The 17400-nt window shown below is 70.0% G+C and carries 19 protein-coding genes; 14 read left to right on the forward strand and 5 right to left on the reverse strand.

All coding sequences use genetic code 11. The features are described 5' to 3' along the window. Window positions 1-57 precede the first annotated feature (57 nt). From OG588_RS23435 to OG588_RS23470, 8 genes are all read left to right on the forward strand, one after another. A complete protein-coding gene (locus OG588_RS23435) occupies window positions 58-441 on the forward strand; it encodes a GntR family transcriptional regulator (protein ID WP_317776018.1) in 384 nt (127 codons plus the stop codon). Next, window positions 441-1331, forward strand: coding sequence for an ABC transporter ATP-binding protein (locus OG588_RS23440; RefSeq protein WP_405949018.1), 891 nt, complete (start codon window positions 441-443; stop codon window positions 1329-1331). The genes OG588_RS23435 and OG588_RS23440 overlap by 1 nt, the downstream gene beginning before the upstream one ends. Further along, window positions 1328-2353, forward strand: coding sequence for an ABC transporter permease (locus OG588_RS23445; protein ID WP_405949019.1), 1026 nt, complete (start codon window positions 1328-1330; stop codon window positions 2351-2353). The genes OG588_RS23440 and OG588_RS23445 overlap by 4 nt, the downstream gene beginning before the upstream one ends. After that, complete coding sequence (locus tag OG588_RS23450; protein WP_405949020.1) at window positions 2350-3105, forward strand: hypothetical protein; 756 nt, start codon at window positions 2350-2352, stop codon at window positions 3103-3105. Before OG588_RS23445 ends, OG588_RS23450 begins: the two co-directional genes overlap by 4 nt. After that, window positions 3102-4046 (forward strand): hypothetical protein, encoded by a 945-nt coding sequence (locus OG588_RS23455; protein WP_405949021.1) that lies wholly within the window; start codon window positions 3102-3104, stop codon window positions 4044-4046. The genes OG588_RS23450 and OG588_RS23455 overlap by 4 nt, the downstream gene beginning before the upstream one ends. A gap of 139 nt (window positions 4047-4185) precedes the next feature. After that, the gene (locus OG588_RS23460; RefSeq protein WP_405949022.1) at window positions 4186-6546 is read left to right on the forward strand and encodes an RNA degradosome polyphosphate kinase; all 2361 of its coding nucleotides are present in this window, start codon (window positions 4186-4188) and stop codon (window positions 6544-6546) included. Next, window positions 6527-7639 (forward strand): CHAD domain-containing protein, encoded by a 1113-nt coding sequence (locus OG588_RS23465; RefSeq protein ID WP_405949023.1) that lies wholly within the window; start codon window positions 6527-6529, stop codon window positions 7637-7639. Before OG588_RS23460 ends, OG588_RS23465 begins: the two co-directional genes overlap by 20 nt. A gap of 42 nt (window positions 7640-7681) precedes the next feature. Then, window positions 7682-8122: an NUDIX hydrolase gene (locus OG588_RS23470; protein ID WP_405949024.1), complete on the forward strand. Its 441-nt coding sequence runs from the start codon at window positions 7682-7684 to the stop codon at window positions 8120-8122. A 12-nt stretch (window positions 8123-8134) separates the two neighbouring features. Here the strand turns inward: OG588_RS23470 and OG588_RS23475 are convergent, their stop codons facing one another. After that, a complete protein-coding gene (locus OG588_RS23475; protein ID WP_405949025.1) occupies window positions 8135-8764 on the reverse strand; it encodes a hypothetical protein in 630 nt (209 codons plus the stop codon). 420 nt (window positions 8765-9184) lie between these two features. Here OG588_RS23475 and pstS point away from each other — a divergent pair, with 420 nt between their 5' ends. The 4 genes from pstS (at window position 9185) to pstB (ending at window position 13310) form a co-directional block, all read left to right on the forward strand. Next, entirely contained in the window at window positions 9185-10309 is a 1125-nt protein-coding gene (gene pstS, locus OG588_RS23480; RefSeq protein ID WP_366093063.1) for a phosphate ABC transporter substrate-binding protein PstS, read from the forward strand. A 108-nt stretch (window positions 10310-10417) separates the two neighbouring features. Continuing rightward, window positions 10418-11428 (forward strand): phosphate ABC transporter permease subunit PstC, encoded by a 1011-nt coding sequence (gene pstC / locus OG588_RS23485; protein ID WP_405949026.1) that lies wholly within the window; start codon window positions 10418-10420, stop codon window positions 11426-11428. After that, window positions 11425-12486 carry a phosphate ABC transporter permease PstA gene (pstA, locus tag OG588_RS23490; RefSeq protein ID WP_405949027.1) on the forward strand — a complete coding sequence of 354 codons (1062 nt, stop codon included), beginning with the start codon at window positions 11425-11427 and terminating at the stop codon, window positions 12484-12486. Before pstC ends, pstA begins: the two co-directional genes overlap by 4 nt. A gap of 47 nt (window positions 12487-12533) precedes the next feature. After that, window positions 12534-13310 (forward strand): phosphate ABC transporter ATP-binding protein PstB, encoded by a 777-nt coding sequence (gene pstB, locus OG588_RS23495; protein WP_019064501.1) that lies wholly within the window; start codon window positions 12534-12536, stop codon window positions 13308-13310. 367 nt (window positions 13311-13677) lie between these two features. On the opposite strand, the gene OG588_RS23500 is transcribed toward pstB, so the two are convergent. Both OG588_RS23500 and OG588_RS23505 read right to left on the reverse strand, forming a co-directional pair. Continuing rightward, on the reverse strand, window positions 13678-14676 hold the full coding sequence (locus OG588_RS23500) for an anion permease (protein ID WP_405949028.1): 999 nt from the start codon (window positions 14674-14676) through the stop codon (window positions 13678-13680). A 7-nt stretch (window positions 14677-14683) separates the two neighbouring features. Then, on the reverse strand, window positions 14684-15304 hold the full coding sequence (locus tag OG588_RS23505) for a DUF47 domain-containing protein (RefSeq protein ID WP_026151758.1): 621 nt from the start codon (window positions 15302-15304) through the stop codon (window positions 14684-14686). A gap of 197 nt (window positions 15305-15501) precedes the next feature. Here OG588_RS23505 and OG588_RS23510 point away from each other — a divergent pair, with 197 nt between their 5' ends. Then, window positions 15502-15867: a metal-sensitive transcriptional regulator gene (locus OG588_RS23510; RefSeq protein ID WP_405953191.1), complete on the forward strand. Its 366-nt coding sequence runs from the start codon at window positions 15502-15504 to the stop codon at window positions 15865-15867. A gap of 18 nt (window positions 15868-15885) precedes the next feature. On the opposite strand, the gene OG588_RS23515 is transcribed toward OG588_RS23510, so the two are convergent. After that, window positions 15886-16065: a hypothetical protein gene (locus OG588_RS23515; RefSeq protein ID WP_405949029.1), complete on the reverse strand. Its 180-nt coding sequence runs from the start codon at window positions 16063-16065 to the stop codon at window positions 15886-15888. A 107-nt stretch (window positions 16066-16172) separates the two neighbouring features. Continuing rightward, window positions 16173-17015: a hypothetical protein gene (locus OG588_RS23520; RefSeq protein ID WP_405949030.1), complete on the reverse strand. Its 843-nt coding sequence runs from the start codon at window positions 17013-17015 to the stop codon at window positions 16173-16175. Between the two features lie 157 nt (window positions 17016-17172). Here OG588_RS23520 and OG588_RS23525 point away from each other — a divergent pair, with 157 nt between their 5' ends. After that, entirely contained in the window at window positions 17173-17355 is a 183-nt protein-coding gene (locus OG588_RS23525) for a hypothetical protein (protein ID WP_078623315.1), read from the forward strand. The last annotated feature ends 45 nt before the right edge of the window (window positions 17356-17400 follow it).

Genomic DNA, 17400 nt, shown 5'->3' on the forward strand with positions numbered 1-17400 from the left:
CAGGCCCCTTGCACCACCCTTTCACTACTCAATTAGTGAAAGGGTGGTGGAACCCCAGTGGTCGAGTACCGCATCGACCGGCACAGCGGCGTGGCCACCTATGTCCAGATCGTCCAGCAGACCAAGCAGGCCCTGCACCTGGGAATGCTGGAGCCCGGCGACAAGCTGCCCACGGCCCGCGAGGTCGTCGAGGCCACCGCCATCAACCCGAACACCGTCCTGAAGGCCTACCGCGAGCTGGAGCGCGAAGGGCTGGTCGAGGCCCGCCGCGGACTCGGCACCTTCATCCGCAAGGGGCTGAGCATCACGCCCGCCGACTCGCCCCTCCGCTTAGAGCTCGACGACTGGGCCGCGCGGGCCCGGGAGGCCGGCCTGGGCCGGGACGACGTCGCCGCGCTCTTCACCGCCGTACTCGACAAGCACTTCCAAGGAGAAGACTGATGACAGGCACCGCCGCGATAGAGGCCGCCGCTCTCGGCAAGCGGTTCGGTCGGCGGGGAGGGTGGGCCCTGCGGGACTGCGCCTTCCGGCTGCCCGCCGGGCGCGTCTGCGCGGTCGTGGGGCCGAACGGCGCGGGCAAGTCCACGCTCCTCGCCCTGGCCGCCGGGCTGCTCGCGCCGACCGAGGGTGCGATATCCGTCCTCGGCACGGTGCCGGGCGCGGCCCGCGAGCGGGTCGCCTACGTCGCGCAGGACAAACCCCTCTACCCGCAGCTCACCGTCGCCGAGACGCTGCGCATGGGCGCCGACCTGAACACCGACCGCTGGGACGCCTCCGTCGCCCAACGCATCGTGTCCGACGGTGACTTGAACCCGAAGTCCCGCATCCGCACGCTCTCCGGCGGCCAGTGCACCCGCGTCGCCCTCGCCCTCGCGCTGGCCAAGCGACCCGAGCTGCTGCTCCTGGACGAGCCGATGGCCGACCTGGACCCGCTGGCCCGGCACGAGATGATGGGCCTCCTCATGGCGCAGGCCGCCGAGTCCGGCACCACGATCGTGATGTCCTCGCACGTCGTGGCCGAACTGGAGGACTCCTGCGACCACTTGCTGCTGATCGGCGGCGGCCGGGTCCGGCTCGCCGGTGAGATCGACGAGCTGCTCGCCGCGCACGTCCATGTGTCCGCGCCCGCGCACGCGGTCCTCGCCCCGCACACGGTCGTCGAGTCCCGCACCACCGGCCGCCAACTCAGCGCCCTGGTCCGCCCGTCGAGCACCCTCGACACCGACTGGCGTACCAGCACCCCGTCGTTGGAGGAGCTGGTCCTCTCCTATCTGCGCAACCCCGAGGCCGGCAGCGCGCCCGCCGCCAAGACCGAGGAGACCGCCGTATGACCGCCCTCGCCACACCGCCGGTCACCGGGCGCCCGGCCGGCTCCTCGCCGCATCTGCTCCGCTGGCTGCTGCGCCTGCACCGCCCGGCCCTGCTGGCCTGGACCGTGTTCGTGCTCGTCCTCGCCGGACTCCTGCTGTGGGTGGGCGGGCCGCTCACCGACGGGGCGGTCGAGGGCTGGAGGCAGTACAACGCCTGCGAGTCGGGCGGTTGCGTGTACGACCCGAGCGCGGTCGGCCGCTACAAGGACTGGTACACCTACACGACCCTCGCCGTCCTCGCCGCCCCGTTCCTGGTCGCCGCCTGGGCGGGCGCCACGCTGACCAGCCGCGAACTGGAGCACGGGACCGCGCAGTTGGCCTGGACCCAGTCGGTCTCCCCGGCCCGCTGGCTGGCCGCCAAGCTCGCCGTTCCGGCCGTCCTCGTCGCCGTCGGCTCCGGGCTGCTGGTGGGGCTGCACCACTGGGCCTGGTCGACGGGCCAGGGCCGGATCGACTCGGCCAAGGACTGGTTCGACATCGGCACCTACGCGGCCAACGGCCCGGCCACCGCCGCCATGGCCCTGGCCGGCCTGGTGATCGGCGCCCTGTTCGGCCTGCTCAAGCGCAACTCCCTTGCCTCGCTGGTCGGTTCGCTGTTCGCCACGGTGTTCCTGTGGAGCGTGATGGCCCTCGCCACGCCCTATCTCTGGCCGACCGTCACCAAGGTCAGCAGCCTCAAGAACACCGTCCCGGCCGGCTCCGGCATCGTCGTCGACCAGGGCCTGCTCACCGCCACCGGCGCCCACCTCACCAACCCGCACTGCGCGAGCACCGACTGGGCGCAGTGCCAGACCCTCTACACCAAGCTCGGCGCCGTCGGCTACTACAACGACTACCACCCCCAATCCCACTACTGGCCCCTCCAGTTGACCGCGACCGCGATCATCCTCGCCGTCACCGCGCTCCTGGCCCTGGCCGCGTTCCGACTCCTCGAGCGCCAGACCGGTCCGTCGGCGCCCGCACGTAAGGCAGCCGCCGTATGACCGCCCTGGCCCTGAGCCCCACCACCCAGCCGCAACGTGCCGTACTGCGCCTGCACCGACCGGCGTTGACCGTCTGGGGCGCGTTCCTGCTGCTCGCCGTGGGCGCGCTGCTCTGGGTGCATCTGTTCCGGGCACCCGCCGAACGGCACCCGGTCGACCAGTACTTCGTCCTCACCGACGTCAACAACGTCATGAACTTCCTCGGCGAGGTGCTCAGTTACGTCTCCATAGCCGTGGCCGCCTGGGCGGGCGCCGCCCTCGTCGGCCGCGAGCTGGAGACCGGCACCGCCCGCCTCGCCTGGACCCAGTCCGTCACCCCGGTCCGCTGGCTCACCGCCCAACTCGGCGCGGCGGCCCTGCCGTTGACCGCCGGCACCACCGTGCTGGGCCTGGTCTACGCCTGGGTCTGGACCGGCGACCAGGACGTCCTGGTCACCGACTGGTCCTACGACCGCGTCCTCGTCCCGGCGGGCCCGCTCTCCGTGGCCCTGGTCCTCTTCGCCCTGGCCGCCGGCACCCTCGCCGGAGTCGCCCTCGGCCGCGCGCTGCCCGCCCTCGCGGTGGCCGCCGGGGTCACCTACGCGGCGCGGTACTTCTTCGGCCGCGAGTGGGACGACATCTGGCCCTCCCGCCACTTCTGGCCGGTCCAGCTCACGGCGACCGCCGTGCTCCTCGCCCTCACCGCCCTCGCCCTCGCGGCCGCGTACGCGCTGCTCGGCCGCCGTACGAACATCAAGGGAGCCGCCGTATGACCGCCCTCGCCGTGGACCCGACGGTCCGCCCGAGACCGGCCCGCATGTGGCGCACCGTGCTGCGCCTGCACCGGGCCGCCCTGATCGGCTGGGCGGTGCTCGTCGCCGCCGTCTCCGGGGCCCTGCTGTGGGCCTATGGCCCCGGGGCGAGCGCCGCGCGGGCCGACTGGCAGCGCAGGTGCACCGCCCACGGCTGCGACTGGAGCAGCGCGATCAGCCTCTACCACACGGCGTACACCGCCGCCGAGGCCATGATCGGCTGGGTCCCCTACCTCGTCGCCGCCTGGGCGGGCGCCGTCCTCGCCCGCGAACTGGAGCGCGGCACCACACGCCTCGCCTGGACCCAGGGCGTCTCCCCGACCCGCTGGCTGGCCACCACCCTCGCCCTGCCCGCCGTCCTGGTCACCGCGGGCAGCACGGTGATGGTCCTGCTGCACCGGCTGCTCTTCGACGCCCACAAGGTGCCGATGAGCTGGAACTGGTGGAACGACGAGACCTTCACCGCCAACGGCACCCTCGCCGTCGTCTACCCCCTCCTCGGCTTCGCCGTCGGCGCCCTCGCGGGCCAGCTCCAGCGCCACACCCTGACCGCGGCCGGCCTCGCGATCGCCGTCATGGGCCTCGCCCGCACCACCCTCGCCTTCGCCCGCCCGTACCTGTGGCCCTGGGCGACCAGCACCGGCGCCGACTACGAGACACCGCGGAACGTCCTCTACGGCGAGGGGGGTGCCGTCACCTCCACCGGTGCCCACATCGCCGACCCGATGTGCCGCGACAGCACGGCGTGCCTGAAGGCCCACGACGTCACCGGCTTCTACAGCGAGTACCACCCGGCCTCCCACTTCTGGCCCCTCCAGCTCGTGGAGACCGGCATCACCCTGGCCCTCACCGCCCTGGTTCTCGCCGCCGCCTTCACCCTGCTGCGCCGCCGCACGGCCTGACCGGTTCCCCCCTGCCCGCGGCTCCCAGGCATCCGATACGTTCGTTTCCGTGCCGTAGACGTCCGGGAGCCGCCCCCCGATATCCCGCACGCCATGTCGCCGTAACCAACGGTTCAGACGGGCTTGCGAGGCTCGGCGAATGAAGCCCGTCGTGCCAGAGCCTTCGCCGCCTCCCGAGGTGAACGGGAGCAACGGAGCCGTCCTCCCGCTCCTTCCGGCGCTGTCCGACGCGCCCGTATCGCCGGTGGCGCGGAACAATGGGCACATGAGCAGCCAGCCCAACGCCCAGGCCCAGGTCCAGCACGCGCAGCCCTCCGTGGGCTCCATAGCCGCCCACCGCCCGCACACCGTGTCGGCGGCGGTCTCCGATCTGGAACCCGACATCGACGCCGACCTCGACGAGTACGAGGAGTCGCCGTACGACGGGCCCCAGCTTCCGCAGGGCCGTTTCCTGGACCGGGAGCGCAGCTGGCTCGCGTTCAACGAACGGGTCCTGGAGCTGGCCGAGGACCCGAACACACCCCTCCTGGAGCGGGCGAACTTCCTCGCGATCTTCGCCAGCAACCTGGACGAGTTCTTCATGGTCCGGGTGGCCGGCCTCAAGCGCCGTATCGCCACCGGTGTCGCCACCCGCTCCGCGTCCGGCCTGCAGCCGCGCGAGGTGCTGGAGATGATCTGGGCCCGCTCGCGCGAGCTCATGGCCCGGCACGCCGCCTGCTACCACGAGGACATCGCCCCGGCGCTGGCGGAGGAGGGTATCCACCTGGTCCGCTGGAACGAGCTGACGGAGAAGGAGCAGGCCCGCCTCTTCACGCTGTTCCGGCACCAGATCTTCCCGGTGCTGACCCCGCTGGCCGTCGACCCCGCGCACCCCTTCCCGTACATCTCGGGACTCTCGCTGAACCTCGCGGTCGTCGTACGGAACCCGGTCACCGGACACCGCCACTTCGCGCGCGTCAAGGTGCCGCCGCTGCTGTCCCGCTTCCTGGAGTCCTCGCCGGGCCGGTACGTCCCCCTGGAGGACGTCATCGCCGCCCATCTGGAGGAACTCTTCCCGGGCATGGAGATCCTGGAGCACCACGCGTTCCGGCTGACCCGCAACGAGGACCTCGAAGTCGAGGAGGACGACGCCGAGAACCTGCTCCAGGCCCTGGAGAAGGAGCTCATGCGGCGCCGCTTCGGGCCGCCGGTGCGCCTGGAGGTCGAGGAGTCCATCGACCGCGAGGTGCTCGACCTGCTGGTGCGCGAGCTGAAGATCAGCGAGGCCGAGGTGTACCCGCTGCCGGGTCCGCTCGACCTGACCGGCCTGTTCCGCATCGGCTCGCTGGACCGGCCGGAACTGAAGTACCCGAAGTTCATCGCGGGCACCCACCGCGACCTCGCCGAGGTCGAGTCCGCGTCCGCGCCCGACATCTTCGCCGCGCTGCGCAACCGGGACGTGCTGCTGCACCACCCGTACGACTCGTTCTCCACGTCCGTCCAGCGGTTCCTGGAACAGGCGGCGAACGACGACGACGTCCTCGCGATCAAGCAGACCCTGTACCGCACCTCGGGCGACTCCCCGATCGTCGACGCGCTGATAGAGGCGGCCGAGGCCGGCAAGCAGGTCCTCGTCCTGGTCGAGATCAAGGCCCGCTTCGACGAGCACGCCAACATCAAGTGGGCGCGCAAGCTGGAGGAGGCGGGCTGCCATGTCGTCTACGGCCTGGTCGGTCTCAAGACCCACTGCAAGCTGTCCCTCGTGGTCCGCCAGGAGGGCGACCTGCTGCGCCGCTACAGCCATGTCGGCACCGGCAACTACCACCCGAAGACGGCCCGCCTGTACGAGGATCTCGGCCTGCTGACGGCGGACCCGCAGGTCGGCGCCGACCTCTCGGACCTCTTCAACCGGCTGTCCGGCTACTCGCGCCGCGAGACCTACCGCCGCCTGCTGGTCGCCCCCAAGTCCCTGCGCGACGGCCTGATCGCCCGGATCAACAAGGAGGTCCAGCACCACCGCGCCGGGCGTCCCGCGTTCATCCGCATCAAGGTCAACTCGATGGTGGACGAGGCGATCATCGACTCGCTCTACCGCGCGTCCCAGGCGGGCGTCCCGGTCGACGTGTGGGTGCGCGGCATCTGCGCGGTACGGCCCGGTGTCCCCGGCCTGTCCGAGAACATCCGCGTACGGTCCATCCTCGGCCGCTTCCTCGAACACTCCCGCGTCTTCGGCTTCGGCAACGGAGGCGAGCCCGAGGTGTGGATCGGCAGCGCCGACATGATGCACCGCAACCTCGACCGACGGATCGAGGCCCTCGTCAGGGTCACCGACCCGGCCCACCGCGCCACGATCAGCCGGCTGCTGGAAACCGGCATGTCGGACACCACGTCCTCCTGGCACCTGGGCCCGGACGGCGAGTGGACCCGGCACGCGACCGACGCGGAAGGCCAACCCCTGCGCAACGTCCAGGAGATGCTCATAGACGCCCGGAGGCGCCGGCGTGGCACAGCAACACCTTGACCCGACGGATCCCACGGCCAGGGCCGTGCCAGGTGACGCCCTCGCGCGCTACCTGCGCGGACAGGCCACGGAGTTCCTCCGCGCCCTGCGGCTGCACCGGGAGACCGGCAGTGGCAGCGGGCAGAACGGCATGGAGGATTCCGTCGACGCGGCGCGCGCCCTGCGCCACTCGGCCCGCCGGATCAGCGGCAGCCTGCACACCTTCCGTCCACTGCTGGACGCCGACTGGTCCGAGGAGATGCGCCCCGAACTGGCGTGGCTGTCCGGCACGTTGGCCCTTGAGCACGCCTGCGCGGCCCGCCTGGAGCGGCTGCTGCTCGCCCTGCACCGGCTGTCGGGCTCGGCGGCGTTCCCCGCCCAGTCGGCGGCCTCGGCGGTGGGCGGCCGGGTCACCGGCGCGGGCCGGGGCGTCCCGGGACCCGGCACGGCCGGCGGCGCCCGGGGACCGGCCACGCCCACCGCCGATCGCGGCAACCTCACCGTCGGCGCGGCCAAGGCGGGCGCCCTGCTGGAGCGCCAGCTCACCCTGGCCCGGACCCGGGCCCACTCCACGGCCCTCCAGGCCCTCGGCTCCTCCCGCTTCCACGCCGTCGCCGACAAGGTCGCCGTACTGGCCAGCGAGGTCCCACTGACCCCGGCCGCCGCCATGGCCGACCTGCGCCCGCTGGCCGCCGCCGCCGGGGAGCGCCTCACCGACGCGGTCACCGCACTGCCGCTGATCACCGCCGGGCACCCGTACAACGCGGAGGCGCTGATCCACGGCCTCTCCCCCGACCCCGCCCCGCACCCCCAGGACGGCCCCTGGCACCAGGTCCGCCTGCTGCTGCGCCTGCACCGCTACGCCGGCGAGGTCCTGCACGGGAACGGCGCGCCCTTGGACGTACGCCTTCTCACGGCGGGCCAGGCCCTCAACCTCCACCGGGACGCCTCCGAGGCAGCGGCGGCGGCGGCCTCGGCGGCCCGCACCCCCCGCATCGCCCCGGCGACCGCGTACGCGCTCGGAGTGCTGCACGCCGACCAGCGCCACGAGGTGGAGGCGGCCCGCTTCGCCTTCCAGCAGTCCTGGCAGAAACAGGCGGTGGGCACGCTCTGACGCCCCGCACCACCCCCACGCAGAGGAGACGGTGAACGACCAGTGACTTCCTCCACGCACGACACCACCGTCCAGGCGGCGGGCTGCGTCCTGTGGCGCCACCGGCCCGCCGGAGGGCTCGAACTGGCGCTGGTCCACCGGCCCAAGTGGGACGACTGGTCGTGGCCCAAGGGCAAGCTCAAGCGCGGCGAGACCTTCGAGGACGCGGCCCGCCGCGAGGTCCTGGAGGAAACCGGCTACACGTGCCGGCTGGGGACGAGACTCCCGTCGGCCCACTACATCGACCATCACGGGCGGCCCAAAGAGGTCCGCTACTGGGCGGCCGAGGCGACCGGCGGAGCCTTCGCGCCCAACGACGAGGTGAACACGCTGCGCTGGCTCCGGCCGGCCGAGGCCCACCGCCGACTCACCCACGAGCGGGACCGCGACCTGATCTCCCTCGTCCTCATCGCGGTCGGCACGGACGAGGACCCTCTCGACTGAGGCTCGGCTCGACTAGGGGGTGTCCTCGCGGCTTTCCGCCGTGCCGACGACAACGAGCTCTCCGCTCTCCAGCAGCTCCGCGAGTACCCGCGGCGCGCGCTTGAAGTGGCAGTGGTCCCGCTGTGCGCGGCCGATCACCCAGTCCGGGTGTCCGAGCGCCCCCAGCACGTCCCAGTGCAGGCCCTGCGCCCAGACGTACCCCGGCTCCCCGTCGACGTCCATGTCCCTCTCGTCGAGTGGGGTGTCCGCGAGCGCGCAGGCCAGCCGGTACCCGTCCACGGGCCCGGCGGCGAAGTCCAGGAACGCGGCGGGGTCCGCGTCCGCGGGTGTGCCGTCGGCGGGCTCGTCGTCCTGGACGCCCGGCCAGGAGTCGTAGCGGTAGGCGCGGACGCCGTCCCGCCAGACCTCCAGCTCCAGCCGGTCGCCGTCGTACTGGAAGGCGGCCAGCACCGGAACGCCCAAGGCGGCGCTGACCGGCCCGGCGACCGAGAAGGCACCGTTGCCGTCGATGAACCGGTCCGGATGGACGAGGCAGAATCCCGGCCCGGCGGGCGCCGCGTAGGCGGACACGCAGACCTCGCGCAGAACGGGGGCCGCCCGGTCGAGCGGCAGGGGAATCAACAACGTGCCGTACGTGGCCACGGCCTCACCTCCAGGAACGCCGTGAACCTACGTGCCCATGACACCGCGAGGCCACCGAAATACGCCCGCTGGTCCGCGGGTGCCGTACCGCCCACCTCGCGTTACGTTGCGAACGAGGGGCCGGAGCAGGTCCCTCACCCGGCCGGGGGACCGCCCCCTCGTGGACCCGCTGAAGACCGCTCCACACCTGGCATAGTCCGGAATCAGCCCGTGTCCTCGACGTGAGCGTTCCGTGACCTAACCGCACCGCCCACAGGGGTTCACCCTCCGTTCACTTATGCCCATAGGCGCCTTCACCTGATCTGCCTACTTTCGGCCTTACGCGATGCGAGCCGCGACCTGGGGGTCGCACCCGCGTCACCCACGTCTTCGCACGCCGCCGTAATTCAGGACGGCGGCTCTCGGAAGGAACACTTTCAAGTGAAGCTTCAGCGCATGAACCGGCGGGCCCTCACCCTCGGTGCTCTCGCCGTCTCCGGCGCCCTGGCCCTCACGGCGTGCGGCTCGGACGACAACGGCGGCACGACGACCGGCACCAGCTCCTCGTCGGCCAACGCCAGCTCGATCAAGTGCGACAACGCCAAGGGTCAGCTGCTCGCCGACGGCTCGTCCGCGCAGAAGAACGCGATCGACGCGTGGGTCAAGGCGTTCAGCCAGGCCTGTGGCGTCCAGATCAACTACAAGGGTGGCGGCTCCGGCGCCGGTGTCACCTCCTTCAACCAGGGTCAGCTGGCCTTCGCCGGTTCCGACTCCGCGCTGAAGCCCGAAGAGGTCACCGCCTCCAAGCAGGTCTGCTCCGGCGGCCAGGGCATCGACCTCCCGATGGTCGGCGGCCCGATCGCGCTCGGCTACAACGTCCCGGGTGTCGACAACCTGGTCCTGGACGCCCCGACGCTCGCCAAGATCTTCGACAGCAAGATCACCAAGTGGAACGACGCGGCGATCAAGAAGCTGAACCCGTCCGCCACGCTGCCCGACCTCAAGATCCAGGCGTTCCACCGCTCGGACGAGTCCGGCACCACGGACAACTTCACCAAGTACCTGATCGCCACCACCCCGGCCAACTGGAAGTACTCCGGCGGCAAGGCCTGGCAGGCCAAGGGCGGCCAGTCCGCGGCCGGCTCCGCCGGCGTGGCCGCGGGGGTCAAGCAGACCTCCGGCGCCATCGGCTACTTCGAGCTCTCCTACGTCGGTGACGGCGTCAAGGCCGTCAGCATCAACACCGGCGCCGCGGCCCCGGTCGCGCCCAGCACCGACAGCGCCACCAAGGACATCGCCGCCGCCCAGGTCGTCGGCACCGGCTCGGACCTGACGCTGAAGCTGGACTACAACACCAAGGCCGAGGGCGCGTACCCGATCACCCTGGTGACGTACGAGATCGTCTGCGACAAGGGCAACAAGGCCGCCACGCTGCCCGCCACGAAGGCGTTCCTCACCTACATCGCCAGCGAGGACGGCCAGAAGCTGCTCAGCACCATCGACTACGCGCCGATCCCCGACGCGATCATCACCAAGGTCCGCAGCACCATCGCGGGCCTGAGCTAGTCCGAGTGTGCGGCCGGGTCCCGAACCAGGGACCCGGCCGCACCGTCCGGTGCACCGCCGCCACGGACCGCACACAGCACGTGTGGACCCGCAGACCGGAGAATCCTGATGGATATATCGACCAAGAACCCTGAAGAGGCACCGCCTCCCACCCCCGAGCCCTCCGCCGCCGCGCAGCAGCGCACCGCACGCGGCGCCACCCGACCCGGTGACCGGATCTTCCTCGGTCTCTCCCGCGGGTCGGGCATCCTGCTGTTGGTGATCATGGCCGCGATCGCGGTCTTCCTCACCTATCGCGCCTCGCTCGCGATCAGCAAGGACCACGCGAACTTCCTCACCACCTTCGAGTGGAACACCAACCTGCTCCCGCCCAAGTTCGGCATCGCCGTCCTGGCGTTCGGCACGGTGGTGTCCTCGATCATCGCCATGGTCATCGCGGTCCCGATCGCGGTCGCCATCGCCCTCTTCACCACGCACTACGCCCCGCGCAAGCTCCGCGGCCCGGTCTCGTACGTCATCGACCTGCTGGCCGCCGTACCGTCCATCGTGTACGGCCTGTGGGGCGCCCTGATCCTGGTCCCGCACATGGTCGGCCTCTTCGGCTGGCTCAACGACTTCTTCGGCTGGACCGGGATCTTCTCCTGGGACCAGGGCGCGCCCCGCTCGATGCTCACCGTCGGCATCCTGCTCGCGATCATGATCCTGCCGATCATCACCAACGTGAGCCGTGAGGTCTTCCGCCAGGCCCCGCAGATGATCGAAGAGGCGGCCCTCGCCCTCGGCGCCACCCGCTGGGAGGTCATCCGCATGGCGGTGATCCCCTTCGGCCGCTCCGGCGTGATCTCCGCCTCGATGCTCGGCCTCGGCCGCGCGCTCGGCGAGACGATGGCCGTCGCCACCGTGCTCTCCCCGGACTTCATCATCCACGCCAGCCTGCTCAACCCGGGTGGCGGCACCTTCGCCCAGAACATCGCCAGCAAGTTCAGCGAGGCGACTCCGGACGGCCGTGACGCGCTGATCGCCTCCGGTCTGGTCCTGTTCGTCATCACCTTGCTGGTCAACGGCGCGGCCCGGCTCATCATCGCCCGCCGCGCGGAGTACTCGGGGGCCAACGCATGAGCAACGCAGTCGCAGCCGAGAAGCCCGCGAGCACCCTCCAGGGCGCCACCCTCCCCAGCTGGTCGCCGTACGCGATCGCCGGCGGCTCCGTCGTCCTGGCCGTCCTCATCGGCCTGGTCGGCAGCCTCGACAGCAAGATCCAGTGGGGCCTGATCGCGGCGATCCTCTTCGTCGTCGGTACGTACGTCATCGCGGCGCGCGTCGAGGGCAGCCGCCAGGCCAAGGACCGCATCGCGACCAGCCTGGTCTGGGTCGCCTTCCTCCTCGCCGTCGTCCCGCTCGTCTCGCTCCTCTGGACGACGATCTCGCGCGGCGTGAAGGTCCTCGACATCTACTTCCTGAGCCACTCGATGGGCGTGGTCGGCGACACCGAGCCCGGCGGCGGTATCTACCACGCGATCATCGGCAGCCTGGAGCAGGTCGGCCTCGCCACCCTGATCGGCGCCCCGATCGGTGTGCTCACCGCGATCTACCTGGTCGAGTACGGATCGGGCGCGCTGTCGAAGTCGGTCACGTTCTTCGTCGACGTCATGACCGGTATCCCGTCGATCGTCGCGGGTCTGTTCATCCTGTCCCTGATGCTCATGTGGGACCTGGGACCCTCCGGCTTCGCCGGTTCCTGCGCCCTGGCCATCCTGATGATGCCGGTCGTGGTCCGCTCCACCGAGGAGATGCTGAAACTCGTCCCGAACGAGCTGCGCGAGGCCTCCCTCGCCCTCGGCATCCCGAAGTGGCGCACGATCCTCAAGGTCGTCCTCCCGACCGCGATCGGCGGCATCACCACCGGCATCATGCTGTCGGTGGCACGTATCGCCGGTGAGACCGCGCCCGTACTGCTGCTGGTGTTCGGCAACCCGTTCATCAACAACGACCCGTTCTCGGGTGCGCAGGCGTCGCTGCCGCTGTACATCTACCAGCAGTTCGCGCAGAGCGCGGGTTCCGGTGCGGCCTACGACCGTGCCTGGGCCGCGTCCCTCACGCTGATCGCCTTCGTGATGATCCTCAACCTGGTGGCCCGCGGCATCGCCCGCTGGAAGGCCCCCAAGACCGGTCGCTGACCGCGACCTCCTCAGCGACCGTTCTGAAGTCTGGAAGTGAAGTAGACATGTCCAAGCGAATCGACGTCAGTGGGCTCACCGCCTACTACGGCTCACACAAGGCAATCGAAGACATCTCGATGACGGTCGAGCCCCGCTCGGTGACGGCCTTCATCGGCCCCTCCGGCTGCGGCAAGTCGACGTTCCTGCGCACGCTCAACCGTATGCACGAGGTGACGACCGGCGGCCGCGTCGAGGGCAAGGTGCTCCTGGACGACGAGGACCTCTACGGCCACGGCATCGACCCGGTGTCGGTACGCCGCGAGATCGGCATGGTCTTCCAGCGCCCGAACCCGTTCCCCACGATGTCGATCTTCGACAACGTGGCGGCGGGGCTGCGGCTGGCCGGCTCGTACAAGAAGAGCGAGCTGAACGACGTAGTGGAGAAGTCGTTGAAGGGCGCGAACCTCTGGAACGAGGTCAAGGACCGCCTGAACAAGCCGGGTTCGGGCCTGTCGGGCGGCCAGCAGCAGCGCCTGTGCATCGCGCGGGCGATCGCGGTGGAACCGAAGGTCCTGCTCATGGACGAGCCCTGCTCGGCCCTGGACCCCATCTCCACGCTCGCGATCGAGGACCTGATCGGCGAGCTGAAGGAACGGTTCACGATCGTCATCGTGACGCACAACATGCAGCAGGCGGCGCGCGTCTCGGACCGTACGGCCTTCTTCAACCTCGCGGCGGTCGGCCAGCCCGGCCGGCTGATCGAGATCGACGACACGGAACGCATCTTCTCCAACCCGTCGGTCCAGGCCACCGAGGACTACATCTCGGGCCGCTTCGGCTAGACCCCGGCCGCCTCAAGAACCCCTCGCGGTGCTGCATGGCGGTGCCACCGCGAGGACGAAAAGGGCCCGCCCCCGGCTCCCGGGGGCGGGCCCGTTCGTTTGTTTGTTTGCCCACCCGCCCACCCGCCCACCCGACTCGGTCGGTCGAGAGGTGGCCCACGGGGGGCTCGTTTCTGCGGGTGAGTGGGGGTGCGCGTTCCTGCTCTCCCACCCACCCACCCACCCGTTTACGGTCGGCCGAGAGGTGAAGCGCTCAGGAGCCCCGGGCCCATCCGTTCTGCTTCTACGGCACCTTCTCGGCCGACCGCAAACGGGTGGGTGGGTGGGAAGCGGGGGGCCAGGGGGCGCAGCCCCCGGCATACAGCGTCTACAGGAACGCCAGATCCACAACCCAGAACGAGCACGCAGCCACCACCGCCGCCGCCGGCATCGTGATGAACCACCCCAGCACGATGTTCTTGGCAACACCCCACCGCACGGCCTTCACCCGCTTCGTCGCCCCGACACCCATGATCGCCGAGGTGATGACATGCGTGGTCGAGACCGGCGCCTTGAAGAGATACGCGGTGGTGAACATGATCGCCGCACCGGTCGTCTCCGCCGCGAACCCCTGCGGCGGATCCAGCTCGATGATCTTCCGCCCCAGCGTCCGCATGATCCGCCAACCGCCCGCGTACGTCCCCAGCGACAGCATCAACGCGCAGACGATCTTCACCCAGACCGGGATCGGATCGCCGTAGGTCGAATGTCCGGAGATCACCAGGGCCATCACCACGATGCCCATGGTCTTCTGCGCGTCCTGGAGACCGTGCCCGAGAGCCATACCGGCCGCGGAGACGGTCTGCGCGATCCGGAACCCCCGCTTGGCCTTGTGCGGATTGGCCCGCCGGAAGATCCACATGATCGCCGTCATCACCAGATAGCCGCCGACCAGACCGACGACCGGCGACACGAACATCGGCACGACGACCTTGTCGACGACCCCGTGCCAGATGACATCCGTACCGCCCGCGAGCGCGGCCCCCACCATGCCGCCGAACAACGCGTGCGAGGACGACGAAGGCAGCCCGAAGTACCAGGTGACCAGGTTCCAGGTGATCGCGCCGATCAGCGCGGCGAAGAGGATGCCCATCCCCTTCGACCCCTCGGGCGTCTCGATCAGCCCCTCACTCACCGTCTTGGCGACCCCGGAACCGAGAAACGCACCGGCGAGATTCATGACGGCGGCCATCGCGAGCGCCGCGCGCGGAGTCAGCGCCCGCGTCGAGACGGACGTGGCGATGGCGTTCGCAGAGTCGTGAAAACCGTTCGTGTACGTGAAAAAGAGCGCGACCAGAATGGTCACGACCAGAGCGAAGGTGTCCATGGAGAGGTCAGGACTCCTTGACGGCGATGGTCTCCACCGTGTTCGCCACGTGCTCGAACGCGTCCGCCGCTTCCTCCAGCACATCCACGATCTGCTTGAGCTTCAGCACCTCGATGGCCTCGTACTTGCCGTTGAAGAGCATGGCCAGCAGCTTGCGGTGGATCTGGTCGGCCTGGTTCTCCAGCCGGTTGACCTCGATCCAGTACTCGGTGAGGTTGTCCATCGTGCGCAGGTTCGGCATGGCCTCAGCGGTGAGCTCCGCGGCCCGTGCCAGCACCTCGATCTGCTGCTCGACGCCCTTGGGCAGTTCCTCCACGTTGTAGAGGACGACCAGGTCGACGGCCTCCTCCATGAAGTCCATGATGTCGTCGAGGCAGGAAGCGAGGTTGTAGATGTCCTCGCGGTCGAAGGGCGTGATGAAGGAGGAGTTCAGCTGATGGAAGATCGCGTGCGTGGCATCGTCACCGGCGTGTTCCGCGGCCCGCATACGCTCTGCGATCTCGGCCCGGCCGGCGGTGTCCGCCCCGAGCAGTTCCATGAGGAGTTTCGAGCCCGTGACGATGTTGTCCGCGGACGCGGCGAACATGTCGTAGAAGCTCGTCTCCCTGGGGGTCAGACGAAAGCGCACAAGGGGTCCTCGGGAAGCATGGGTTTCGGTCAGGCTGATGCTAAGTGCATCATCCGGCCACGGCTAATGGGCCGTCCCCCAGTGTCGCCCATCAGGCACAGTGATCCGCACGGGGGCGTACCAAGGGCCCTATACCCAGCAAAGTTCGTTACGATATACCCACTAGGGGTATACGTCTGGAGGACGCGATGGACGCCATGACGACCACCGAGGCCGGCGCGGCGGCGGCGCCCTCCGAACCGACGCGGGAGCCGGTCCAGGAATCGGCCCAGGAACCGGTCACGCACGGTTACCACCACCAGAAGGACGAGCACCTCAAACGCCTGCGCCGCATCGAGGGCCAGATCCGCGGACTTCAGCGCATGGTCGACGAGGACGTCTACTGCATCGACATACTCACCCAGGTGTCCGCCTCCACGAAGGCCCTGCAGTCGTTCGCGCTGCAACTTCTGGAGGAGCACCTGCGGCACTGCGTCGCCGACGCGGCGGTCAAGGGCGGCGAGGAGATCGACGCGAAGGTCGACGAGGCGACGAAGGCGATCGCCCGGCTGCTCCGCACCTGAGCCCAACCACTCACCCGGCTAACGGGGACCGCCGGAGACATCCCGTTCCTCGGCGACCTTCAGCACCTCGTCGATGCTCTCCAGGCTGAGCCGGTCCTCGGCGGCCGAGGCCGCGATGATCAGGTCTCCGCACAGCTCGATCTCGGCGAGGGCCACGTGGTCCTGAACTGCCGTACCGCCGACCGGAGCCACGTGCATCACCTCTTCTCTGCCGTCACCGACTTCCTAGAGTAGGGAGCGGTCTACACAACGCGCATGGCACGGACGGGCTAGTCCTCACCGCGCCGCACACCGATCGTTTCAGGTCACTTCTCGGCGATCTGCCCGGCGTAGATGTCCTTCGACGCCGGAAGCCGTACGTCCACGGGGGCCCCGAAGTCGTACAGCAACGTCGTCGAGGTGACCGCCACCGGGTTGTGCCGCTGCCCGTTGACGAAGCTGAACCGCTGCCCCAGCTTGCGGACGCGCCCCTGGTCGTCGAGGTAGACGTCGAAGGGCACCCGGGCGGTGGCGAACCCTTTCGCCGCCGCCCTCAGAGCCGCCTCGTTCCCCGCCGACGCGCTCCGCGCGGCGACGGCGAGATCGGCGACCCCCCGATAGTGACGCACGGAGGCCCCGGCCACCTCCGTCTTCCCGAGATACGTCGCGCCAGTCGTCCCGCGCAGCAACTCGGCGGCGGCGTACGGGTCGGTGGCCCCGCCGGTCACGAGGTTGCCGTCGGACAGCGTCCCGGTGTCGACCCGTACCCATTTGTCGGCGGGCACTCCGGCGCCCCGGTTCTTCATGAACAGGGCGCCGGGCGCGAGGAGTTCGGTGATCGGGCGGTGTTCGCTGGCACCGGCCGGGTCCTGCGGCAACTGCACCTTCAGTCGGCCGAGTTGGCGACGGAAGTCGTAGACGCCCTCGCCGCGGATGGTCACGCGGGTGCCGCCGGTGGCCATCTCCATGGACGTACGGGCCTGTGAACTCCCCGCCGCGACAAGGGTGTCGGCCGCGCGCCGCACCACCGCGGACACGTCCCCGGCGCCTCGCGCGTCCGCGGTGGCCGCCCCGTCACCACCGCCGCACCCACCGGTGCCGACACAGACCCCGACCATGAGTCCCGCCGCGGCGACCGCCCCGCCGGTCCGCCTGTGCTGCCGCTCCATAGCCTGCCGTACCCCCGTACGTCGTCACGGGCCCTGTCGTTCCGCTTAACGACGGGTAGATGGGCCCGTCACGCGCTGTCGCGGCCGTACAACCGCCCTATGACCGTCGCGCGACCGCCATACGAGCGCTTTACCCGGGCTCGGTACCTTGGTCGATGTGGCGCAGCAGGACGAACGACAGGCTCCCCCCGCACATCCCGAACATCGCACGACGACGGTCGAGCAGGGCCCTTTCTGCTTCGCCCGCTGCGTCTGTGGCTGGCGGGGCCCGGCGAGACGGGCGAGAAGCCAGGCCAGGACGGACGGCGCAGGACACCACCCGCCTGTTCCGAACCTGTGACATGCGCACGAGAACTTGTGGGGCCCGGGCCGTATCTCATTCCAC

The sequence above is a fragment of the Streptomyces prunicolor genome, from assembly GCF_045162825.1.
In the GTDB taxonomy this organism is placed as follows: Bacteria; Actinomycetota; Actinomycetes; order Streptomycetales; family Streptomycetaceae; genus Streptomyces; species Streptomyces prunicolor.

What these genes read in the sequence shown, in the direction of transcription:
- pstC (WP_405949026.1), top strand. Translation starts at nt 10,418, where the DNA reads ATGGATATATCGACCAAGAACCCTGAAGAGGCACCGCCTCCCACCCCC.
- OG588_RS23500 (WP_405949028.1), bottom strand. Translation starts at nt 14,676, where the DNA reads ATGGACACCTTCGCTCTGGTCGTGACCATTCTGGTCGCGCTCTTTTTC.
- OG588_RS23510 (WP_405953191.1), top strand. Translation starts at nt 15,502, where the DNA reads ATGACGACCACCGAGGCCGGCGCGGCGGCGGCGCCCTCCGAACCGACG.
- OG588_RS23460 (WP_405949022.1), top strand. Translation starts at nt 4,186, where the DNA reads ATGAAGCCCGTCGTGCCAGAGCCTTCGCCGCCTCCCGAGGTGAACGGG.
- OG588_RS23445 (WP_405949019.1), top strand. Translation starts at nt 1,328, where the DNA reads ATGACCGCCCTCGCCACACCGCCGGTCACCGGGCGCCCGGCCGGCTCC.
- OG588_RS23440 (WP_405949018.1), top strand. Translation starts at nt 441, where the DNA reads ATGACAGGCACCGCCGCGATAGAGGCCGCCGCTCTCGGCAAGCGGTTC.
- pstB (WP_019064501.1), top strand. Translation starts at nt 12,534, where the DNA reads ATGTCCAAGCGAATCGACGTCAGTGGGCTCACCGCCTACTACGGCTCA.
- OG588_RS23450 (WP_405949020.1), top strand. Translation starts at nt 2,350, where the DNA reads ATGACCGCCCTGGCCCTGAGCCCCACCACCCAGCCGCAACGTGCCGTA.
- OG588_RS23520 (WP_405949030.1), bottom strand. Translation starts at nt 17,015, where the DNA reads ATGGAGCGGCAGCACAGGCGGACCGGCGGGGCGGTCGCCGCGGCGGGA.
- OG588_RS23515 (WP_405949029.1), bottom strand. Translation starts at nt 16,065, where the DNA reads ATGCACGTGGCTCCGGTCGGCGGTACGGCAGTTCAGGACCACGTGGCC.
- pstA (WP_405949027.1), top strand. Translation starts at nt 11,425, where the DNA reads ATGAGCAACGCAGTCGCAGCCGAGAAGCCCGCGAGCACCCTCCAGGGC.
- OG588_RS23455 (WP_405949021.1), top strand. Translation starts at nt 3,102, where the DNA reads ATGACCGCCCTCGCCGTGGACCCGACGGTCCGCCCGAGACCGGCCCGC.